The 16636-nt window shown below is 63.3% G+C and carries 13 protein-coding genes and 1 tRNA gene; all 14 read right to left on the minus strand.

Annotated features, from left to right (window positions below; all coding sequences use genetic code 11):
* Positions 1-147: GTP-binding protein (locus AC5P9N_RS20925; RefSeq protein ID WP_230078978.1), on the minus strand; the 147-nt coding region annotated here is incomplete at its 3' end.
* Positions 148-199: 52 nt separating this feature from the next.
* A complete protein-coding gene (gene fusA / locus AC5P9N_RS20930) occupies positions 200-2341 on the minus strand; it encodes an elongation factor G (protein ID WP_012479235.1) in 2142 nt (713 codons plus the stop codon).
* Positions 2342-2482: 141 nt separating this feature from the next.
* A complete protein-coding gene (gene rpsG / locus AC5P9N_RS20935) occupies positions 2483-2956 on the minus strand; it encodes a 30S ribosomal protein S7 (RefSeq protein WP_004145321.1) in 474 nt (157 codons plus the stop codon).
* 12 nt (positions 2957-2968) lie between these two features.
* Entirely contained in the window at positions 2969-3343 is a 375-nt protein-coding gene (rpsL, locus tag AC5P9N_RS20940; RefSeq protein ID WP_004145320.1) for a 30S ribosomal protein S12, read from the minus strand.
* Positions 3344-3684: 341 nt separating this feature from the next.
* Positions 3685-7905 carry a DNA-directed RNA polymerase subunit beta' gene (gene rpoC / locus AC5P9N_RS20945; protein ID WP_005412340.1) on the minus strand — a complete coding sequence of 1407 codons (4221 nt, stop codon included), beginning with the start codon at positions 7903-7905 and terminating at the stop codon, positions 3685-3687.
* A gap of 89 nt (positions 7906-7994) precedes the next feature.
* A complete protein-coding gene (gene rpoB / locus AC5P9N_RS20950; RefSeq protein WP_005408205.1) occupies positions 7995-12149 on the minus strand; it encodes a DNA-directed RNA polymerase subunit beta in 4155 nt (1384 codons plus the stop codon).
* A gap of 363 nt (positions 12150-12512) precedes the next feature.
* On the minus strand, positions 12513-12881 hold the full coding sequence (gene rplL / locus AC5P9N_RS20955) for a 50S ribosomal protein L7/L12 (protein ID WP_005408204.1): 369 nt from the start codon (positions 12879-12881) through the stop codon (positions 12513-12515).
* A gap of 63 nt (positions 12882-12944) precedes the next feature.
* Positions 12945-13481 carry a 50S ribosomal protein L10 gene (rplJ, locus tag AC5P9N_RS20960; RefSeq protein WP_005408203.1) on the minus strand — a complete coding sequence of 179 codons (537 nt, stop codon included), beginning with the start codon at positions 13479-13481 and terminating at the stop codon, positions 12945-12947.
* A gap of 383 nt (positions 13482-13864) precedes the next feature.
* On the minus strand, positions 13865-14563 hold the full coding sequence (gene rplA, locus AC5P9N_RS20965) for a 50S ribosomal protein L1 (RefSeq protein WP_004154350.1): 699 nt from the start codon (positions 14561-14563) through the stop codon (positions 13865-13867).
* Positions 14564-14567: 4 nt separating this feature from the next.
* Positions 14568-14996, minus strand: coding sequence for a 50S ribosomal protein L11 (gene rplK, locus AC5P9N_RS20970; protein WP_004145248.1), 429 nt, complete (start codon positions 14994-14996; stop codon positions 14568-14570).
* 286 nt (positions 14997-15282) lie between these two features.
* Entirely contained in the window at positions 15283-15843 is a 561-nt protein-coding gene (gene nusG / locus AC5P9N_RS20975; RefSeq protein ID WP_060380066.1) for a transcription termination/antitermination protein NusG, read from the minus strand.
* A 10-nt stretch (positions 15844-15853) separates the two neighbouring features.
* Positions 15854-16267, minus strand: a complete 414-nt coding sequence (gene secE, locus AC5P9N_RS20980) for a preprotein translocase subunit SecE (protein ID WP_005408202.1) — start codon at positions 16265-16267, stop codon at positions 15854-15856.
* A gap of 49 nt (positions 16268-16316) precedes the next feature.
* Positions 16317-16392, minus strand: a tRNA-Trp gene (locus tag AC5P9N_RS20985).
* A gap of 103 nt (positions 16393-16495) precedes the next feature.
* Positions 16496-16636, minus strand: a 141-nt coding sequence (locus AC5P9N_RS20990; protein ID WP_487247787.1) for an EF-Tu C-terminal domain-related protein, incomplete at its 5' end; no start/stop codon positions are given.

The raw sequence follows: 16636 nt of genomic DNA on the forward strand, positions 1-16636 counted from the left end.
CGAGGAGTAATCCTTGAACTCGCCACCGAAGCGCTCGGCACCGATCTTGGTCAGTGCGGCGGTCAGCGTGGTCTTGCCGTGATCGACGTGACCGATGGTGCCGACGTTGACGTGCGGCTTGGTGCGCTCGAACTTACCCTTTGCCATTGTTCTATACCTTGATTGTTCGTAAGTGGTTTCAAGAGAGGCTGAGCGAGGCTCAGCCCTTCTTCATGACGGCTTCGGCGATGTTGGTCGGAGCCGGCTCGTAGTGATCGAATTCCATGGTGAAGGTGGCGCGGCCCTGGGTCTGCGAACGCAGCGCAGTGGCGTAGCCGAACATTTCACCCAGCGGGATCATCGCGTTGATGATGCTGGCCGAACCGTCACCGGTGGTGTCGGAACCCTGCAGCACGCCGCGACGACGGCTGACGTCGCCCATCACGTCACCCTGGTAATCCTCCGGGGTCACGATCTCGACCTTCATGATCGGCTCCAGCAGCACCGGCTTGGCCTTGGCGAAGCCCTGCTTGAAGGCCATCGACGAAGCCAGCTTGAACGCCATTTCCGAGGAGTCGACGTCGTGGTACGAACCGAACACCAGCTTCACCTTGACGTCCACGACCGGGAAGCCAGCCAGCGGACCGCTGGTGATGGTTTCGCGCAGGCCCTTTTCAACCGACGGAATGAATTCCTTCGGGATCACGCCGCCGGTGATGTCGTTGATGAACAGGAAGTCGTCCTTGATGGCCGGAGCCAGCTTCGGATCGGCACGGTCGGCAGCGGTGATCGGCGACAGTTCGATCACGACGTGACCGTACTGACCCTTACCACCGGACTGCTTGGCGTGCTTGTAGTCCGACTTGACGTCGGCCAGGGTGATGGTTTCGCGGTAGGCCACCTGCGGCGCGCCGACGTTGGCTTCAACGTTGAACTCGCGCTTCAGGCGGTCGACGATGATGTCCAGGTGCAGCTCGCCCATGCCCGAGATGATGGTCTGGCCGGATTCTTCGTCGGTCTTGACGCGGAACGACGGATCTTCCTGCGCCAGACGGCCCAGGGCCAGACCCATCTTTTCCTGGTCCGACTTGGTCTTCGGCTCGACGGCCATCGAGATCACCGGCTCCGGGAACGTCATGCGCTCCAGGATGATCGGGGCGTCCACGGCGCACAGGGTGTCACCGGTGGTGGTGTCCTTCAGGCCCACGGCAGCGGCGATGTCACCGGCCAGAACTTCCTTGATTTCCTCGCGGTTGTTCGAGTGCATCTGCAGGATGCGGCCGATGCGCTCCTTCTTGCCCTTCACCGAGTTCAGCACGGTGTCGCCACCGTTCAGGGTGCCCGAGTAGACACGGAAGAAGGTCAGCGCGCCGACGAACGGGTCGGTGATGATCTTGAAGGCCAGCGACGAGAACGGAGCCTTGTCGTCCGACTTGCGGGTCATTTCGACGGTGTCGTCGTCAACGTCCACGCCCTTCACGTCCGGCACGTCGACCGGCGACGGCAGCAGCTGGATCACGCCGTCCAGCATGGCCTGCACACCCTTGTTCTTGAAGGCCGAGCCGCAGTACATCGGCACGATCTCGGTGGCCAGGGTGCGGGTACGCAGCGCGTTGATGATTTCGGCCTCGGCCAGCTCTTCGCCGCCCAGGTACTTTTCCATCAGCTCTTCGCTGGCTTCGGCAGCGGTCTCGACCATGAACTGGCGAGCCTCTTCCGCAGCCGCCTGCAGATCGGCCGGGATGTCGCTGTACTCGAACTTCATGCCCTGCGAAGCCTCATCCCAGTGGATGGCCTTCATCTTCAGCAGGTCGACGACGCCCTTGAAGTTGTCTTCAGCGCCGATCGGCAGCTGCATCGGCACGGCAACCGCGCCCAGCTTGGCCTTCAGCTGGCCGACGACCTTCTGGAAGTTGGCACCGGTGCGGTCCATCTTGTTGACGAACGCGATGCGCGGCACGTGGTACTTGTTGGCCTGGCGCCACACGGTTTCCGACTGCGGCTGCACGCCACCGACGGCGCACAGGACGAAGACGGCACCGTCGAGCACGCGCAGCGAGCGCTCCACTTCGATGGTGAAGTCGACGTGCCCGGGGGTGTCGATGATGTTGAAGCGGTGCTCCGGCAGGGACTTGTCCATGCCCTTCCAGAACGCGGTGGTGGCAGCGGACTGGATCGTGATGCCACGCTCCTGCTCCTGCTCCATCCAGTCCATGGTGGCGGCGCCGTCATGCACTTCACCGATCTTGTGGCTCTTGCCGGTGTAGAACAGGATGCGCTCGGACGTGGTGGTCTTGCCGGCATCGATGTGAGCCATGATGCCGAAGTTACGGTAACGCTCGATGGGAGTGGAACGGGCCACGGGAGCCTCTCAGATTTCTTGGATTTCGGATGGCCGAACGCCGCCTTTCGGCGGCCTTCGGATTGGCGCAGTCCTTCTGGGACCGCGAGGCAGCACGCACCGAAGTGGTGCTGCCCTGCCTGTTTTACAAGGCCGTCAAACTCACCAGCGGTAGTGGGCGAATGCCTTGTTGGCTTCGGCCATGCGGTGGGTTTCTTCGCGCTTCTTGATGGCGCCGCCACGATTTTCCGAGGCGTCGATCAGTTCAGCAGCCAGCTTCTTCGGCATGGTGTTCTCACCACGCTTGCGCGCGGAGTCGATCAGCCAGCGCATGGCCAGGGCCATCTTGCGCGACGAACGCACTTCGACCGGCACCTGGTAGGTGGCACCGCCGACGCGGCGCGACTTGACTTCGACCGCCGGAGCAACGTTGTCCAGAGCCTTCTGCACCAGTTCAATGGCGTTGGCGCTGCTGTTCTTCTCGGTGATCACGTCCATGGCGCCGTACACGATCTTTTCGGCGACGGACTTCTTGCCGCTCTGCATGACCATGTTGATGAAGCGGGCGATGGTTTCGCTTCCGTGCTTCGGATCGGGCAGGACGGAACGCTGCGGAGTATTACCCTTACGCGACATAGTGCTCTCTCCTTATGCCTTCGGACGCTTGGCGCCGTACTTGGAACGGGCCTGGCGACGCTTGGCAACGCCGGCGGCGTCGAGCGAGCCACGAACGGTGTGGTAACGCACACCCGGCAGGTCCTTGACGCGACCGCCGCGGATCAGGACCACGGAGTGCTCCTGCAGGTTGTGGCCTTCACCACCGATGTAGGAAATCACTTCTTCCTGGTTGGTCAGGCGGACCTTGGCAACCTTGCGCAGAGCCGAGTTCGGCTTCTTCGGGGTGGTGGTGTAGACACGGGTGCAGACGCCACGGCGCTGCGGGCACTTGTCGAGCGCCGGCGAGGCACTCTTGTAGGTGGTCGCTTGCCGCGGCTTGCGGACCAGCTGGTTGATCGTCGCCATCAGTAGGTTCTTCTGATTGGTGGCCGGAAAATCCGGCCAGAGATGCGGAAATGTTAAAGCAGGCCAAAATTCTGGCCTGCTGAGACAGACGATTGTAGCAACCTGCCAGGAAAGCAGTCAAACGCCTCCTGTCAAGCCCGTTCCTGATCCCGGAACGTTACTGGGGGGCCTCCATGTACCCCGTTCAGGTTGGCGGGGTGAACCGCGAGCGGTCCACCCTGCCCTGTACCGGTAGAGTCGACTGTTAGTCGACTGTCGATAGCGGTCGACTCTGGATAGCAGTCGGCTAACAGTCGACTCTACCCGCCCGGGTGGTCCGGCCCTGAGGCCGGACCCGTGTTTCAGTCTTCCGAGGCCTGTTCAGCTTCGGCTTCAACCACCGGTGCCTCGACCGCGGCCGGGGTGCCGGCAAGGGTCTGCATTTCCGACTCGGTGAGGCCGGAAGCGCCGCGACGGCGGTTGCTGTGGTACGCCAGGCCGGTACCGGCCGGAATCAGGCGACCCACGATGACGTTTTCCTTCAGGCCACGCAGGTTGTCCGAGGTGCCGCGGACGGCCGCTTCGGTCAGCACGCGGGTGGTTTCCTGGAACGACGCGGCCGAGATGAACGATTCGGTCGCCAGCGAGGCCTTGGTGATACCCAGCAGCACCGGATCGAAGTGCGCCGGCAGCTCATTGCGGGCTGCAAGGCGGGCATTCTCCTCGATAACGCGCTGGCGCTCCACCTGTTCGCCGTTCAGGAACTTGCTGCTGCCCTGGTCGGTGATCTCGACCTTGCGCAGCATCTGGCGGGTGATCACCTCGATGTGCTTGTCGTTGATCTTCACGCCCTGCAGGCGGTACACGTCCTGGATTTCCTTCACCAGGTAGGCAGCCAGCGGTTCGACACCCAGCAGGCGCAGGATGTCCTGCGGGCTCGGCTCGCCGTCCACGATGGTTTCACCCTTGGTGACATGCTCGCCTTCGAACACGATGACCTGGCGGTACTTCGGGATCAGCTCTTCGTGCTCCGAACCATCGGTGTCCTTGATGATCAGGCGCTGCTTGCCCTTGGTGTCCTTGCCGAAGCTGATGATGCCCGAACGCTCGGCCAGCACCGCCGGATCCTTCGGCTTGCGCGCTTCGAACAGATCGGCCACGCGCGGCAGACCACCGGTGATGTCGCGGGTCTTCGACGCTTCCTGCGGGATCTTGGCGACCACGTCACCCACGCCGACGGCAGCGCCGTCCTGCAGGTTGACGATCGAGCGCGGCGGCAGCAGGTACTGCGCCGGCAGGTCGGTGCCCGGAATCGACAGGTCGTTGCCCTTGGCGTCGACGATGCGCACGATCGGGCGCAGGTCCTTGGCCTGGGTACCACGACGCTTCGGATCGGTGATTTCGCGCGACGCCAGGCCGGTCAGCTCGTCGGTCTTCTCGATGACGGTGATGCCGTCGACGAAGTCGATGAAGCGGATGAAGCCGGCCACTTCCGACACGATCGGGTGGTTATGCGGATCCCAGTTGGCCACGGTCTGGCCAGCCTTGATCGCATCACCGTCCTTGGACGTGATGGTTGCACCGTACGGCAGCTTGTAACGTTCACGCTCACGGCCGTGGGCATCGAGCACCGAGATTTCGCCCGAGCGCGACACTGCCACCAGCGAGCCGTTGGCATGCTCGACCGACTTGAGGTTGCTGAACTTGACCGAGCCGGTGGTCTTGACGGTGATGTTGTCGACCGCAGCAGCTCGCGACGCCGCACCACCGATGTGGAACGTACGCATGGTCAGCTGGGTACCCGGCTCACCGATGGACTGGGCGGCGATGACGCCGACCGCTTCACCGATGTTGACCAGGTGGCCACGGGCCAGGTCGCGGCCGTAGCAGCGCGAGCAGACGCCGAAGGCCGATTCGCAGGAGATGGTCGAGCGGACCTTGATGGTCTGCACGCCGGCATCTTCCAGCTTGGCAACCCAGGCTTCGTCCAGCAGGGTGTTGCGGGTGACGATCGGATCTTCGTCGTTGCCCGGCAGGAACACGTCCTCGGCAACCACGCGGCCCAGCACGCGGTCCTTCAGCGGCTCGACCACGTCGCCGCCTTCCACGATCGGGGTCATGATCAGGCCTTCGGTGGTACCGCAATCCACCTCGGTGATCACCACGTCCTGTGCCACGTCGACCAGACGACGGGTCAGGTAACCCGAGTTCGCGGTCTTCAGCGCGGTATCGGCCAGACCCTTACGGGCACCGTGGGTGGAGTTGAAGTACTCCTGCACGTTCAGGCCTTCGCGGAAGTTCGCCTTGATGGGCGTCTCGATGATCGAGCCGTCCGGGCGGGCCATCAGGCCACGCATGCCGGCCAGCTGACGGATCTGCGCCTGCGAACCACGCGCACCGGAGTCGGCCATGATGTACAGCGAGTTCATCGACTTCTGGTCGATGGTCTCACCCTTGGCATTGACCACCTTCTCGGTACCGATGGTGTCCATCATCGCCTTGGCGATGCGCTCGTTGGTGCGCGACCAGATGTCGACCACCTTGTTGTAGCGCTCGCCGGCGGTGACCAGGCCCGACTGGTACTGCTCCTGGATTTCCAGCACTTCGGCTTCGGCCTCGGTGAGGATGCCCTTCTTCTCGTCCGGGATCAGCATGTCGTCGATGCCGATCGAGACACCGGCGCGGGTCGCGTACGCGAAGCCGGTGTACATCAGCTTGTCGGCGAACACGACCGTGTCCTTCAGGCCCAGCTGGCGGTAGCTGGAGTTGATCAGGCGGCTGATGTTCTTCTTGGTCAGCTCGGTGTTGGCCAGCGCGAACGGCAGGCCTTCCGGCAGGATTTCAGCCAGCAGGGCGCGACCGATCGTGGTGTCCACGATCGAGGTCTTGTTCTGCTTGTTGCCGTCTTCGTCGGTCACCACTTCGGTGATGCGGACCTTGACGCGCGCGTGCAGTTCCACCACGCGGTTGTCGTAGGCACGCTTCACTTCGGCGATGTTGGCGAAGGCCATGCCCTCGCCCTTCTTGTTTTCCAGCGAGCGGGTCATGTAGTACAGACCCAGCACGACGTCCTGCGACGGCACGATGATCGGCTCGCCGTTGGCCGGCGACAGGATGTTGTTGGTCGACATCATCAGCGCACGCGCTTCCAGCTGGGCTTCCAGCGAGAGCGGCACGTGGACGGCCATCTGGTCACCGTCGAAGTCGGCGTTGAACGCGGTGCAGACCAGCGGGTGCAGCTGGATGGCCTTGCCTTCGATCAGCACCGGCTCGAACGCCTGGATGCCCAGTCGGTGCAGGGTCGGCGCACGGTTCAGCATCACCGGATGCTCGCGGATGACCTCTTCCAGGATGTCCCAGACTTCGGCTTCTTCGCGCTCGACCAGCTTCTTGGCGGCCTTGATGGTGGTGGCCAGGCCACGACGCTGCAGCTTGGCGAAGACGAACGGCTTGAACAGCTCGAGCGCCATCTTCTTCGGCAGGCCGCACTGGTGCAGGCGCAGGTACGGGCCGACCACGATGACCGAACGGCCCGAGTAGTCGACGCGCTTGCCGAGCAGGTTCTGGCGGAAGCGACCCTGCTTGCCCTTGATCATGTCGGCCAGCGACTTCAGCGGGCGCTTGTTGGTGCCGGTGATGGCACGGCCACGACGGCCGTTGTCCAGCAGCGCATCGACCGACTCCTGCAGCATGCGCTTTTCATTGCGCACGATGATGTCCGGCGCGCTCAGTTCGAGCAGGCGGCGCAGGCGGTTGTTGCGGTTGATGACGCGGCGGTACAGGTCGTTCAGGTCGGAGGTCGCGAAGCGGCCGCCATCCAGCGGGACCAGCGGACGCAGGTCCGGCGGCAGCACCGGCAGCACGGTCATGACCATCCATTCCGGACGGTTGCCCGATTCCAGGAAGGCTTCGATCAGCTTGATGCGCTTGGTGAGGCGCTTGAGCTTGGTTTCCGAACCGGTAGCGGCGATTTCCTCGCGCAGGCGGGTCATTTCCGACTGCAGGTCGATCGTGCGCAGCAGTTCGTACACGGCCTCGGCGCCCATGGCGGCGTCGAAGTCGTCACCGTGCTCCTGGCGGGCCTGCAGGTACTGTTCCTCGGTCAGCAGCTGGCGGCGCTCCAGGGCGGTCAGGCCCGGCTCGGTCACCACGTAGGCTTCGAAGTACAGCACGCGCTCGATGTCGCGCAGGGTCATGTCCAGCATCAGGCCGATGCGCGACGGCAGCGACTTCAGGAACCAGATGTGCGCGACCGGCGAGGCCAGGTCGATGTGGCCCATGCGCTCGCGGCGCACCTTGGCCAGGGTCACTTCGGTACCGCACTTTTCGCAAACCACGCCGCGGTGCTTCATGCGCTTGTACTTGCCGCACAGGCACTCGTAGTCCTTCACCGGGCCGAAGATGGCGGCGCAGAACAGGCCGTCGCGTTCCGGCTTGAAGGTACGGTAGTTGATGGTTTCCGGCTTCTTCACTTCGCCGAAGGACCACGAACGGATCAGGTCCGGCGAAGCCAGCGCGATCTTGATCGCGTCGAAGTCCAGCGTCTGGCGCTGCTGGTTGAAGAGGTTGAGCAGGTCTTTCATGGTGTTCTCCAGAAGGAGGAATGCTGTGTCGATGGGCTTTCAGTTCACTGCCAGCGGCGCGGCGGCGTTGACCGCCGCGCCGGCATGGATCAGTTGTCTTCCAGTTCCATGTTGATGGCCAGCGAGCGGATTTCCTTCACGAGCACGTTGAAGGATTCCGGCATGCCCGCGACCATCTCGTGCTCACCGTCGACGATGTTCTTGTACATCTGGTTGCGGCCCTGCACGTCATCGGACTTCACCGTCAGCATTTCCTGCAGGGTGTAGGCCGCGCCGTAGGCTTCCAGCGCCCAGACTTCCATTTCACCGAAGCGCTGGCCGCCGAACTGCGCCTTGCCGCCCAGCGGCTGCTGGGTGACGAGCGAGTACGGACCGGTCGAACGGGCGTGCATCTTGTCGTCGACCAGGTGGTTCAGCTTCAGGTAGTGCATGTAACCGACGGTGGTGTGGCGATCGAACGCTTCACCGGTGCGGCCGTCGTACAGCTGGGTCTGGCCACTGCTCGGCAGGTCGGCCAGTTCCAGCATGCGCTTGATTTCCGCTTCGGTGGCGCCGTCGAACACCGGGGTGGCCATCGGCACGCCGTCGGTGAGGTTACGGGCCAGACGCAGCAGTTCCTCGTCGCTGAACTGCGACAGGTCGACACGGTTGGCCACGTTGGTGTCGTCGTGGTTGTAGATGTCGTCCAGGAACTTGCGCAGGTCGGCAACCGCCGCCTGGGCTTCCATCATCGCCTGGATCTTGCGGCCCAGGCCCTTGGCCGCCCAGCCCAGGTGCACTTCCAGGATCTGGCCGATGTTCATACGCGACGGCACGCCCAGCGGGTTCAGCACGATGTCCACGGTTTCGCCCGAGGCCATGTACGGCATGTCCTCGACCGGCACCACGTTGGAGACCACACCCTTGTTGCCGTGGCGGCCTGCCATCTTGTCGCCCGGCTGGATGCGGCGCTTCACGGCCAGGAACACCTTGACCATCTTCAGCACGCCCGGGGCGAGGTCGTCACCGGCGGTGATCTTGCCGCGCTTGTCGGCGAAGCGACGCTCGAATTCCTTCTCGTGCGCCTGGATCTGCTTCTGCGCGCGCTCGATGGCTTCCGAAGCGTCCTCGTCCTTCATGCGCAGGGCGAACCAGTCAGCCTTCTTCAGGCCGTCCAGGAAGGCGTCGGTGATCACGTCACCCTTCTTCAGGCCAGCGCCACCGTTGACCACCTTGCCCACGATCTGCGAACGCAGACGCATGTAGATGGCGGCTTCCAGGATGCGGAACTGGTCGTCGAAGTCCTTCTTGACGCGCTTGATTTCAGACTCTTCGATCTGGCGGGCGCGCTTGTCCTTCTCGATGCCGTCGCGGGTGAAGACCTGCACGTCGATGACGGTGCCGTCCATGCCCGGCGGAACGCGCAGCGAGCTGTCCTTAACGTCCGAAGCCTTCTCGCCGAAGATCGCGCGCAGCAGCTTCTCTTCCGGGGTCAGCTGGCTTTCGCCCTTCGGGGTGACCTTGCCGACCATGATGTCGCCGGCGCGAACTTCCGCACCGATGTACACCACGCCGCTCTCGTCCAGGCGGTTCAGCGCCTGCTCGGAGACGTTCGGGATGTCGGCGGAGATTTCCTCCGGCCCCAGCTTGGTGTCACGCGCGACGCAGGTCAGCTCTTCGATGTGGATCGTGGTGTAACGATCCTCTTCCACCACGCGCTCGGAGAGCAGGATGGAGTCTTCGAAGTTGTAGCCGTTCCACGGCATGAACGCGATCAGCATGTTCTGGCCCAGGGCCAGTTCGCCGATGTCGGTGGACGGACCGTCGGCCAGCACGTCGCCGCGGGCGATGACGTCACCCACCTGGACCAGCGGACGCTGGTTGATGCAGGTGTTCTGGTTCGAACGGGTGTACTTGACCAGGTTGTAGATGTCCACGCCTGCATCGGTAGCGCCAACGATCTCTTCCTCGTTGACCTTGACCACGATGCGGGCCGCGTCGATCTGCACGATCTCGCCACCACGGCGGGCGTTCACGGTCACACCGGAGTCACGCGCCACGGCGCGCTCGATGCCGGTACCGACCAGCGGCTTCTGCGCACGCAGGGTCGGCACCGCCTGACGCTGCATGTTGGCGCCCATCAGTGCGCGGTTCGCGTCATCGTGCTCCAGGAACGGAACCAGCGCGGCCGCGATCGACACGGTCTGCATCGGCGAGACGTCCATGAAGTGGACTTCCGCCGGCGGCTTCAGCAGCGATTCGCCCTGGAAGCGGCACGGAACGAACTGCTCGGTCAGGGTGCCCTTGGCGTCGGTCAGCGCGTTGGCCTGCGCAATGACGTACTCGTTTTCTTCGATCGCCGACAGGAACTCGACTTCGTCATAGACCTTGCCGTCCACGACCTTGCGGTACGGAGTCTCGAGGAAACCGTACTGGTTGGTGCGGGCGTACACGGCCAGCGAATTGATCAGGCCGATGTTCGGGCCTTCCGGGGTTTCGATGGTGCAGACGCGGCCGTAATGGGTCGGGTGCACGTCGCGCACTTCGAAGCCGGCGCGCTCACGGGTCAGGCCGCCCGGGCCCAGGGCCGAGACGCGACGCTTGTGGGTCACTTCCGACAGCGGGTTGTTCTGGTCCATGAACTGCGACAGCTGCGAGGAGCCGAAGAACTCCTTGATGGCAGCGGCAACCGGCTTGGCGTTGATCAGCTCCTGCGGGGTCAGGCCTTCGGACTCGGCCATCGACAGGCGCTCCTTGACCGCGCGCTCGACGCGGACCAGGCCGACGCGGAACACGTTTTCGGCCATTTCGCCGACCGAACGCACGCGACGGTTGCCCAGGTGGTCGATATCGTCGACCACGCCGCGACCGTTGCGGATCTCGGTCAGGACCTTGATCACGTCCAGGATGTCGGAGCTGTCGCCGTGGGCGGCGACCAGGCGCTTGGACTCTTCGTCGTTGCGCTCACCGAAGTACTTGCTGTCGTACAGCACGGCTTCGCCGGTGGTTTCCTTGCGGCCCACGCGACGGTTGAACTTCATGCGGCCGACCGCGGACAGGTCGTAGCGCTCGAAGGTGAAGAACAGGTTGTGGAACAGGTTCTGCGCAGCGTCCTTGGTCGGCGGCTCGCCCGGACGCATCATGCGGTAGATCTCGACCAGGGCTTCCAGCTGGGTCTTGGTCGGGTCGATGCGCAGGGTGTTGGACAGGTACGGGCCACGATCCAGATCGTTCACCCACAGGGTGCCCACGGCATCCACACCGGCCTTGCGGAAGGCCTGCAGCTGCTCGTCGGTGATCTCGTCATTGGCCTGGGCCAGCAGTTCGCCGGTCGAGGCGTCAACCACGTCGTGCGACAGGATGCGGCCGACGATGTAGTCGTCCGGCACGGCCAGGGCGGCGATGCCCGAGGCTTCCAGCTGCTTGATGTGGCGCGCGGTGATGCGCTTGCCGGCTTCCACGATGACCTTGTCGCCGTCGGCGAGGTCGAAGCCCAGGGTTTCGCCACGCAGGCGCTCCGGCACCAGCTCCAGCTGGACGCCTTCATCCGGGTTGATGTGGAAGGTGTTGATCTCGAAGAACTCGGCCAGCATCTCTTCGTTGCTGTAGCCGAGCGCGCGCAGCAGGATCGACACCGGCAGCTTGCGGCGACGGTCGATACGGGTGAACAGCGCGTCCTTCGGGTCGAACTCGAAGTCCAGCCAGGAGCCGCGGTAAGGAATGATGCGGGCGCTGTACAGCAGCTTGCCCGAGCTGTGGGTCTTGCCACGGTCGTGGTCGAAGAACACGCCCGGCGAGCGGTGCAGCTGCGAGACGATGACGCGCTCGGTGCCGTTGACGATGAAGGTGCCGTTCTCGGTCATCAGCGGGATTTCGCCCAGATAGACCTCCTGCTCCTTCACGTACTTGATGGCCTTGGTCGACGACTCACGGTCGTAGATCACCAGGCGCACGGTCACGCGCAGCGGGGCGCCGTAGCTCATGCCACGCTGGCGGCACTCGCGCTCGTCGAAGACCGGTTCGCCCAGCTTGTAGCCGACGTATTCCAGGGCAGCGTTGCCGCTGTAGCTGGCGATCGGGAAGACCGACTTCAGCGCAGCGTGCAGGCCGTGGTCCGTGCGCTTGGCCGGATCGACGTTTTCCTGCAGGAATTCACGATAGGAATCCACCTGGATGGCGAGCAGGAACGGCACTTCGAGAATCGAGCGCTGCTTGCCGAAATCCTTGCGGATACGCTTTTTTTCGGTGAACGAATAGGACGTCATGAGGTCTTCCACCTTGTTGTGCGGATCGTGCGCCCACGATCCGAAGGGAACTTGAAATTGTCAGTTGGAAGTCGCTGGTATTGCCGGCACCAGCACGCCTTCTCCCGCTACTTCCAACTGCCAACTCGTCTGCTACCACGCCCCTGCTGCCGCGCACTGCGCTGGCCGGCGGGGTTTGACTGCAGCCCGTGTTGGGCTTTTTGCTGCATTTGAAACGGTAGAGTCGACTGTTAGTCGACTTCCTTCACAGCAGTCGACCAACAGTCGACTCTACCGACACCGCAACAACGACCAAAGGCCGGGGGCTTACGCCCCCAGCCTTGGCTGCATCGCCGTGAATCGGTGACGATGCAAGGTAACTGCTTACTTGACTTCGACAGTCGCGCCAGCAGCTTCCAGGTCCTTCTTCATCTTCTCGGCGTCTTCCTTCGAAGCGCCTTCCTTCAGGACGCCACCGGCTTCGGCCAGGTCCTTCGCTTCCTTCAGGCCCAGGCCGGTGATGGCGCGGACGGCCTTGATGACTTCGACCTTCTTGTCGCCGGCCGACTTCAGGGTGACGGTGAACTCGGTCTGCTCTTCAACAGCAGCGGCCGGGCCAGCGGCAGCAGCCACGGCAACCGGAGCAGCGGCGGAGACGCCGAACTTCTCTTCGATGGCCTTGACCAGCTCCATCACTTCCATCAGGGACTTCTCGGCGATGGCGTCGACGATCTGTTCGTTGGTAAGGGACATGATTAATACCTTTGGATGATTTTCTGGGTTGAGGTTCCGTCAGGAACCACGGTAAGTCGAAACTCAGGCGGTCTCGGCGGCCGGTTCGGCAGCGTCGGCGGCGACGTCGCCACCACCCTGCTTCTCGCCAACGGCCTTGATGGCGCGGGCAAACATCGTGACCGGCTCGGTCAGGACGCGGGCCAGCATGGCCAGGGCCTGGTCGCGGGTCGGCAGCGAGGCCAGCACGTCGACGTGGCTTGCCGGGAACACTTCGCCACCGATGGCGACGACCTTAGCCTTCAGCTTGTCGTTGCCCTTGGCGGCTTCCTTGATCAGGCGACCGGCAGCGCCGGGCTCCTCGAGCGAGAACGCGTACAGCAGCGGACCAACCATCTGGTCCTGGGCGACTGCGAACTCGGTGCCTTCAACGGCGCGCGAAGCCAGGGTGTTCTTGACAACCTTCAAGAAAACACCGGTTTCACGAGCCTGCTTGCGCATCGCGGTCATCTGGGCGACCGTGGTGCCAGCGTATTCGGCTGCGATCAAGGAGTGGGCCTTGGCGGCGACGTCTGCCAGCTCGGCGACTACTTCTTGCTTCTGGGACAGATTGAGAGCCATTGCACTCCTCCTATTGAACTCCGCTTACGGCTCCTGCCGTGTGCGGTCCTGTGCGGCATCCGTCCTGGACGCCGGGAACATCGGGATGATGTTCCGGGGGTGGGCCGTTCCAGACCTGGAGGCAATCAGGGAAATCCCAGACGTGCGTGAACCAGAAAAACTCCAGAAGGGCACCATCTACGCAGGGTGATTCCGGGGAATCGATTAAGCGCTCATGACTGCTCCGGCGGCGACTCCTTGCCAGATCGAGCTTCCGTGCCCGTCGCCGGTATTGCCACGACCGCGCCTGCGGTCTTTGACGGCTACCGCGGGCGATGCACTGCCAACGATGCCTTCAAATGTCACGGTCACGGCACCGAAGGTACCGTGACCGCTTGAAACAATTACTTCAGGGTCAGCGACGACTGGTCGACGGTGACGCCCGGGCCCATCGTCGAGCTGACCGAAACCTTCTGCAGGTAGGTGCCCTTCGAGGTGGCCGGCTTGGCCTTGATCAGGTCAAGCAGCAGCGCGGTCAGGTTCGACTTCAGCGCGTCTTCGGCGAAGTCGGCCTTGCCGATGGTGCAGTGGATGATGCCGGCCTTGTCGGTGCGGTAACGGACCTGACCCGACTTGGCGTTCTTCACGGCTTCACCCGGGTTCGGGGAAACGGTGCCGACCTTCGGGTTCGGCATCAGGCCGCGCGGACCCAGCACGGTGCCCAGCTTACCGACGACGCGCATGGCGTCCGGGGTCGCGATGACGACGTCGTAGTTCAGATCGCCGGCCTGCATCTTCTCGGCCAGATCATCCATACCGACGGCTTCGGCGCCAGCGGCCAGGGCTTCATCAGCCTTGGCACCGGCCGGAGCGAACACGGCGACGCGGACCGACTTGCCGGTACCGGCCGGCAGCACGGTGGAGCCACGAACCTGCTGGTCGGACTTCTTCGCATCGACGCCCAGGCGCACAGCGACGTCGATCGACTCGACGAACTTGGCCTTGGTGGCGCTCTTCAGGATGTTGATCGCGTCCTCGAAGGCGTATGCCTTGCCCGGAACGACGGCGGCCTTGATGGCCTTCTCACGCTTGGTCTGTGCCATCTTATTAACCCTCCACCACGAGGCCCATGGAACGGGCAGAGCCAGCGATGGTACGCACGGCGGCGTCCAGATCGGCGGCAGTCAGATCCGGTTCCTTCGCCTTGGCGATCTCTTCCAGCTGCTTACGGGTGACCTTGCCGACCTTCTCGGTGTTCGGGCGCTTGGAGCCCGACGAGATGCCAGCGGCCTTCTTCAGCAGGGTGGTGGCCGGGGTGCTCTTGGTGATGAAGGTGAACGTACGGTCCGAGTAGGCCGTGATGATCACCGGAACCGGCAGACCCGGCTCGAGCTTCTGCGTGGCAGCGTTGAACGCCTTGCAGAATTCCATGATGTTCAGACCGCGCTGACCCAGCGCAGGACCGACCGGCGGCGAGGGGTTGGCCTGACCGGCCTTCACCTGCAGCTTGATGTAACCGACAACTTTCTTTGCCATGTGAGTACTCTCCGGGTGCTAGCGCCTTTCGACAACAGGCTCCCCATCGGACCGGGAATCACGCGTCCCGGCATCGCGTTTTGAAATCATGCTGAAGGCCACCTTGCGGCGGCCTCGTCCTGCTGGCTTCCCAGCGGGGAGCCGCGCACTATATCAGGTTTTTTCTTCACATGCCTGAAGCAGCATATAAACGGACGAAACCGGGCAAGGCCCGGTTCCTGGTTCCATAGAGTCGAGCTTGCTCGACCGATCAGCAAAGTCGAGCAAGCTCGACTCTACAGCTGGATCAGATGGCCTTTTCGACCTGGCCGAACTCGAGTTCGACCGGAGTGGCACGACCGAAGATCAGCACCGAGACGCGCAGACGGCTCTTCTCGTAGTTGACCTCTTCGACGACGCCATTGAAATCGTTGAACGGGCCGTCGGTGACGCGGACCATCTGGCCCGGCTCGAACAGCACCTTCGGACGCGGCTTCTCGACACCTTCCTGAACGCGGTTCAGGATGGCTTCGGCCTCGGAATCGGCAATCGGCAGCGGACGGTCGGCGGTGCCGCCGATGAAGCCCATCACGCGCGGGGTTTCCTTGACCAGGTGCCAGCTTTCGTTGTCGATGCGCGGAATACCGGCTTCTTCGTGGGTCTCGATCTGGACCAGCACGTAACCCGGGAAAAACTTGCGCTCGGAGCGGCGCTTCTGGCCAGCGCGCATCTCGACCACTTCTTCGGTCGGGACCAGGACATCGCCGAAGCGCTCTTCCATGCCGTCACGGACGATGCGATCGCGCAGAGCCTGCGCCACCGACTTCTCGAAGCCCGAATAGGCGTGAACGACGTACCAACGCTTCATGCAATTCTCCTTAGCGGCTCAGGAACAACTGAACCAGCCACTGAATGACGTAATCGAACCCACCCAGCAACAGACTGAGAATGGTCACCACCACCATCACGACCCAGGTCATGCGGATGGCTTCCTGGCGCGTCGGCCAGACCACCTTGCGCAGTTCGAAGCGCGACTCGGAGAGGAATTCGCGGGTGTCGCGCCCCTTGCCGGTCAGCATGAACACGCCGATACCGCCAACCAGACCGACCACGACCGCCAACGCACGCAGCTGACCCGCCCACGCACCCAGCTGGGTGGCGCGACCGGAGTCGGCGGAGAACCAGAACCAGACGAACAGACCGGCCAGCACCAGCAGCGATGCGGCGACGTACTTGACGATATCCCCGCCGTTGGCGGAGTTGTCCTTGGAATGTTCGATCTTGCTATTCATCCGGCTGTGTCTGCTTTAGCGGCCCAGGCCGCTGGATAAGGTGGGCAGATGGCACGCCAGGAGGGACTCGAACCCCCAACCTGCGGTTTTGGAGACCGCTGCTCTGCCAATTGAGCTACTGGCGTACGTGTTGAAACTTGCCTTCCCTTAGACGGCGAAGGCGGACCGAGGTTCCCGGCCCGCCATTCGCGTAACCGGCGGCGCTATGCAACCACCGGTACTGCAGGCTTACTCGATGATCTTCGAGACCACGCCGGCGCCGACGGTACGGCCGCCTTCGCGGATGGCGAAGCGCAGGCCTTCGTCCATTGCCACCGGGTTGATCAGGGTGACGACCATCTTGACGTTGTCACCCGGCATCACCATTTC

The organism is Stenotrophomonas sp. YJH_SMC_6, assembly GCF_059371335.1.

Coding starts and splice junctions, on each gene's coding strand:
- rpoB (WP_005408205.1), bottom strand. CDS start 12,149: ATGACGTCCTATTCGTTCACCGAAAAAAAGCGTATCCGCAAGGATTTC.
- rplK (WP_004145248.1), bottom strand. CDS start 14,996: ATGGCAAAGAAAGTTGTCGGTTACATCAAGCTGCAGGTGAAGGCCGGT.
- rplA (WP_004154350.1), bottom strand. CDS start 14,563: ATGGCACAGACCAAGCGTGAGAAGGCCATCAAGGCCGCCGTCGTTCCG.
- secE (WP_005408202.1), bottom strand. CDS start 16,267: ATGAATAGCAAGATCGAACATTCCAAGGACAACTCCGCCAACGGCGGG.
- rplL (WP_005408204.1), bottom strand. CDS start 12,881: ATGTCCCTTACCAACGAACAGATCGTCGACGCCATCGCCGAGAAGTCC.
- nusG (WP_060380066.1), bottom strand. CDS start 15,843: ATGAAGCGTTGGTACGTCGTTCACGCCTATTCGGGCTTCGAGAAGTCG.
- rpoC (WP_005412340.1), bottom strand. CDS start 7,905: ATGAAAGACCTGCTCAACCTCTTCAACCAGCAGCGCCAGACGCTGGAC.
- rpsL (WP_004145320.1), bottom strand. CDS start 3,343: ATGGCGACGATCAACCAGCTGGTCCGCAAGCCGCGGCAAGCGACCACC.
- rpsG (WP_004145321.1), bottom strand. CDS start 2,956: ATGTCGCGTAAGGGTAATACTCCGCAGCGTTCCGTCCTGCCCGATCCG.
- rplJ (WP_005408203.1), bottom strand. CDS start 13,481: ATGGCTCTCAATCTGTCCCAGAAGCAAGAAGTAGTCGCCGAGCTGGCA.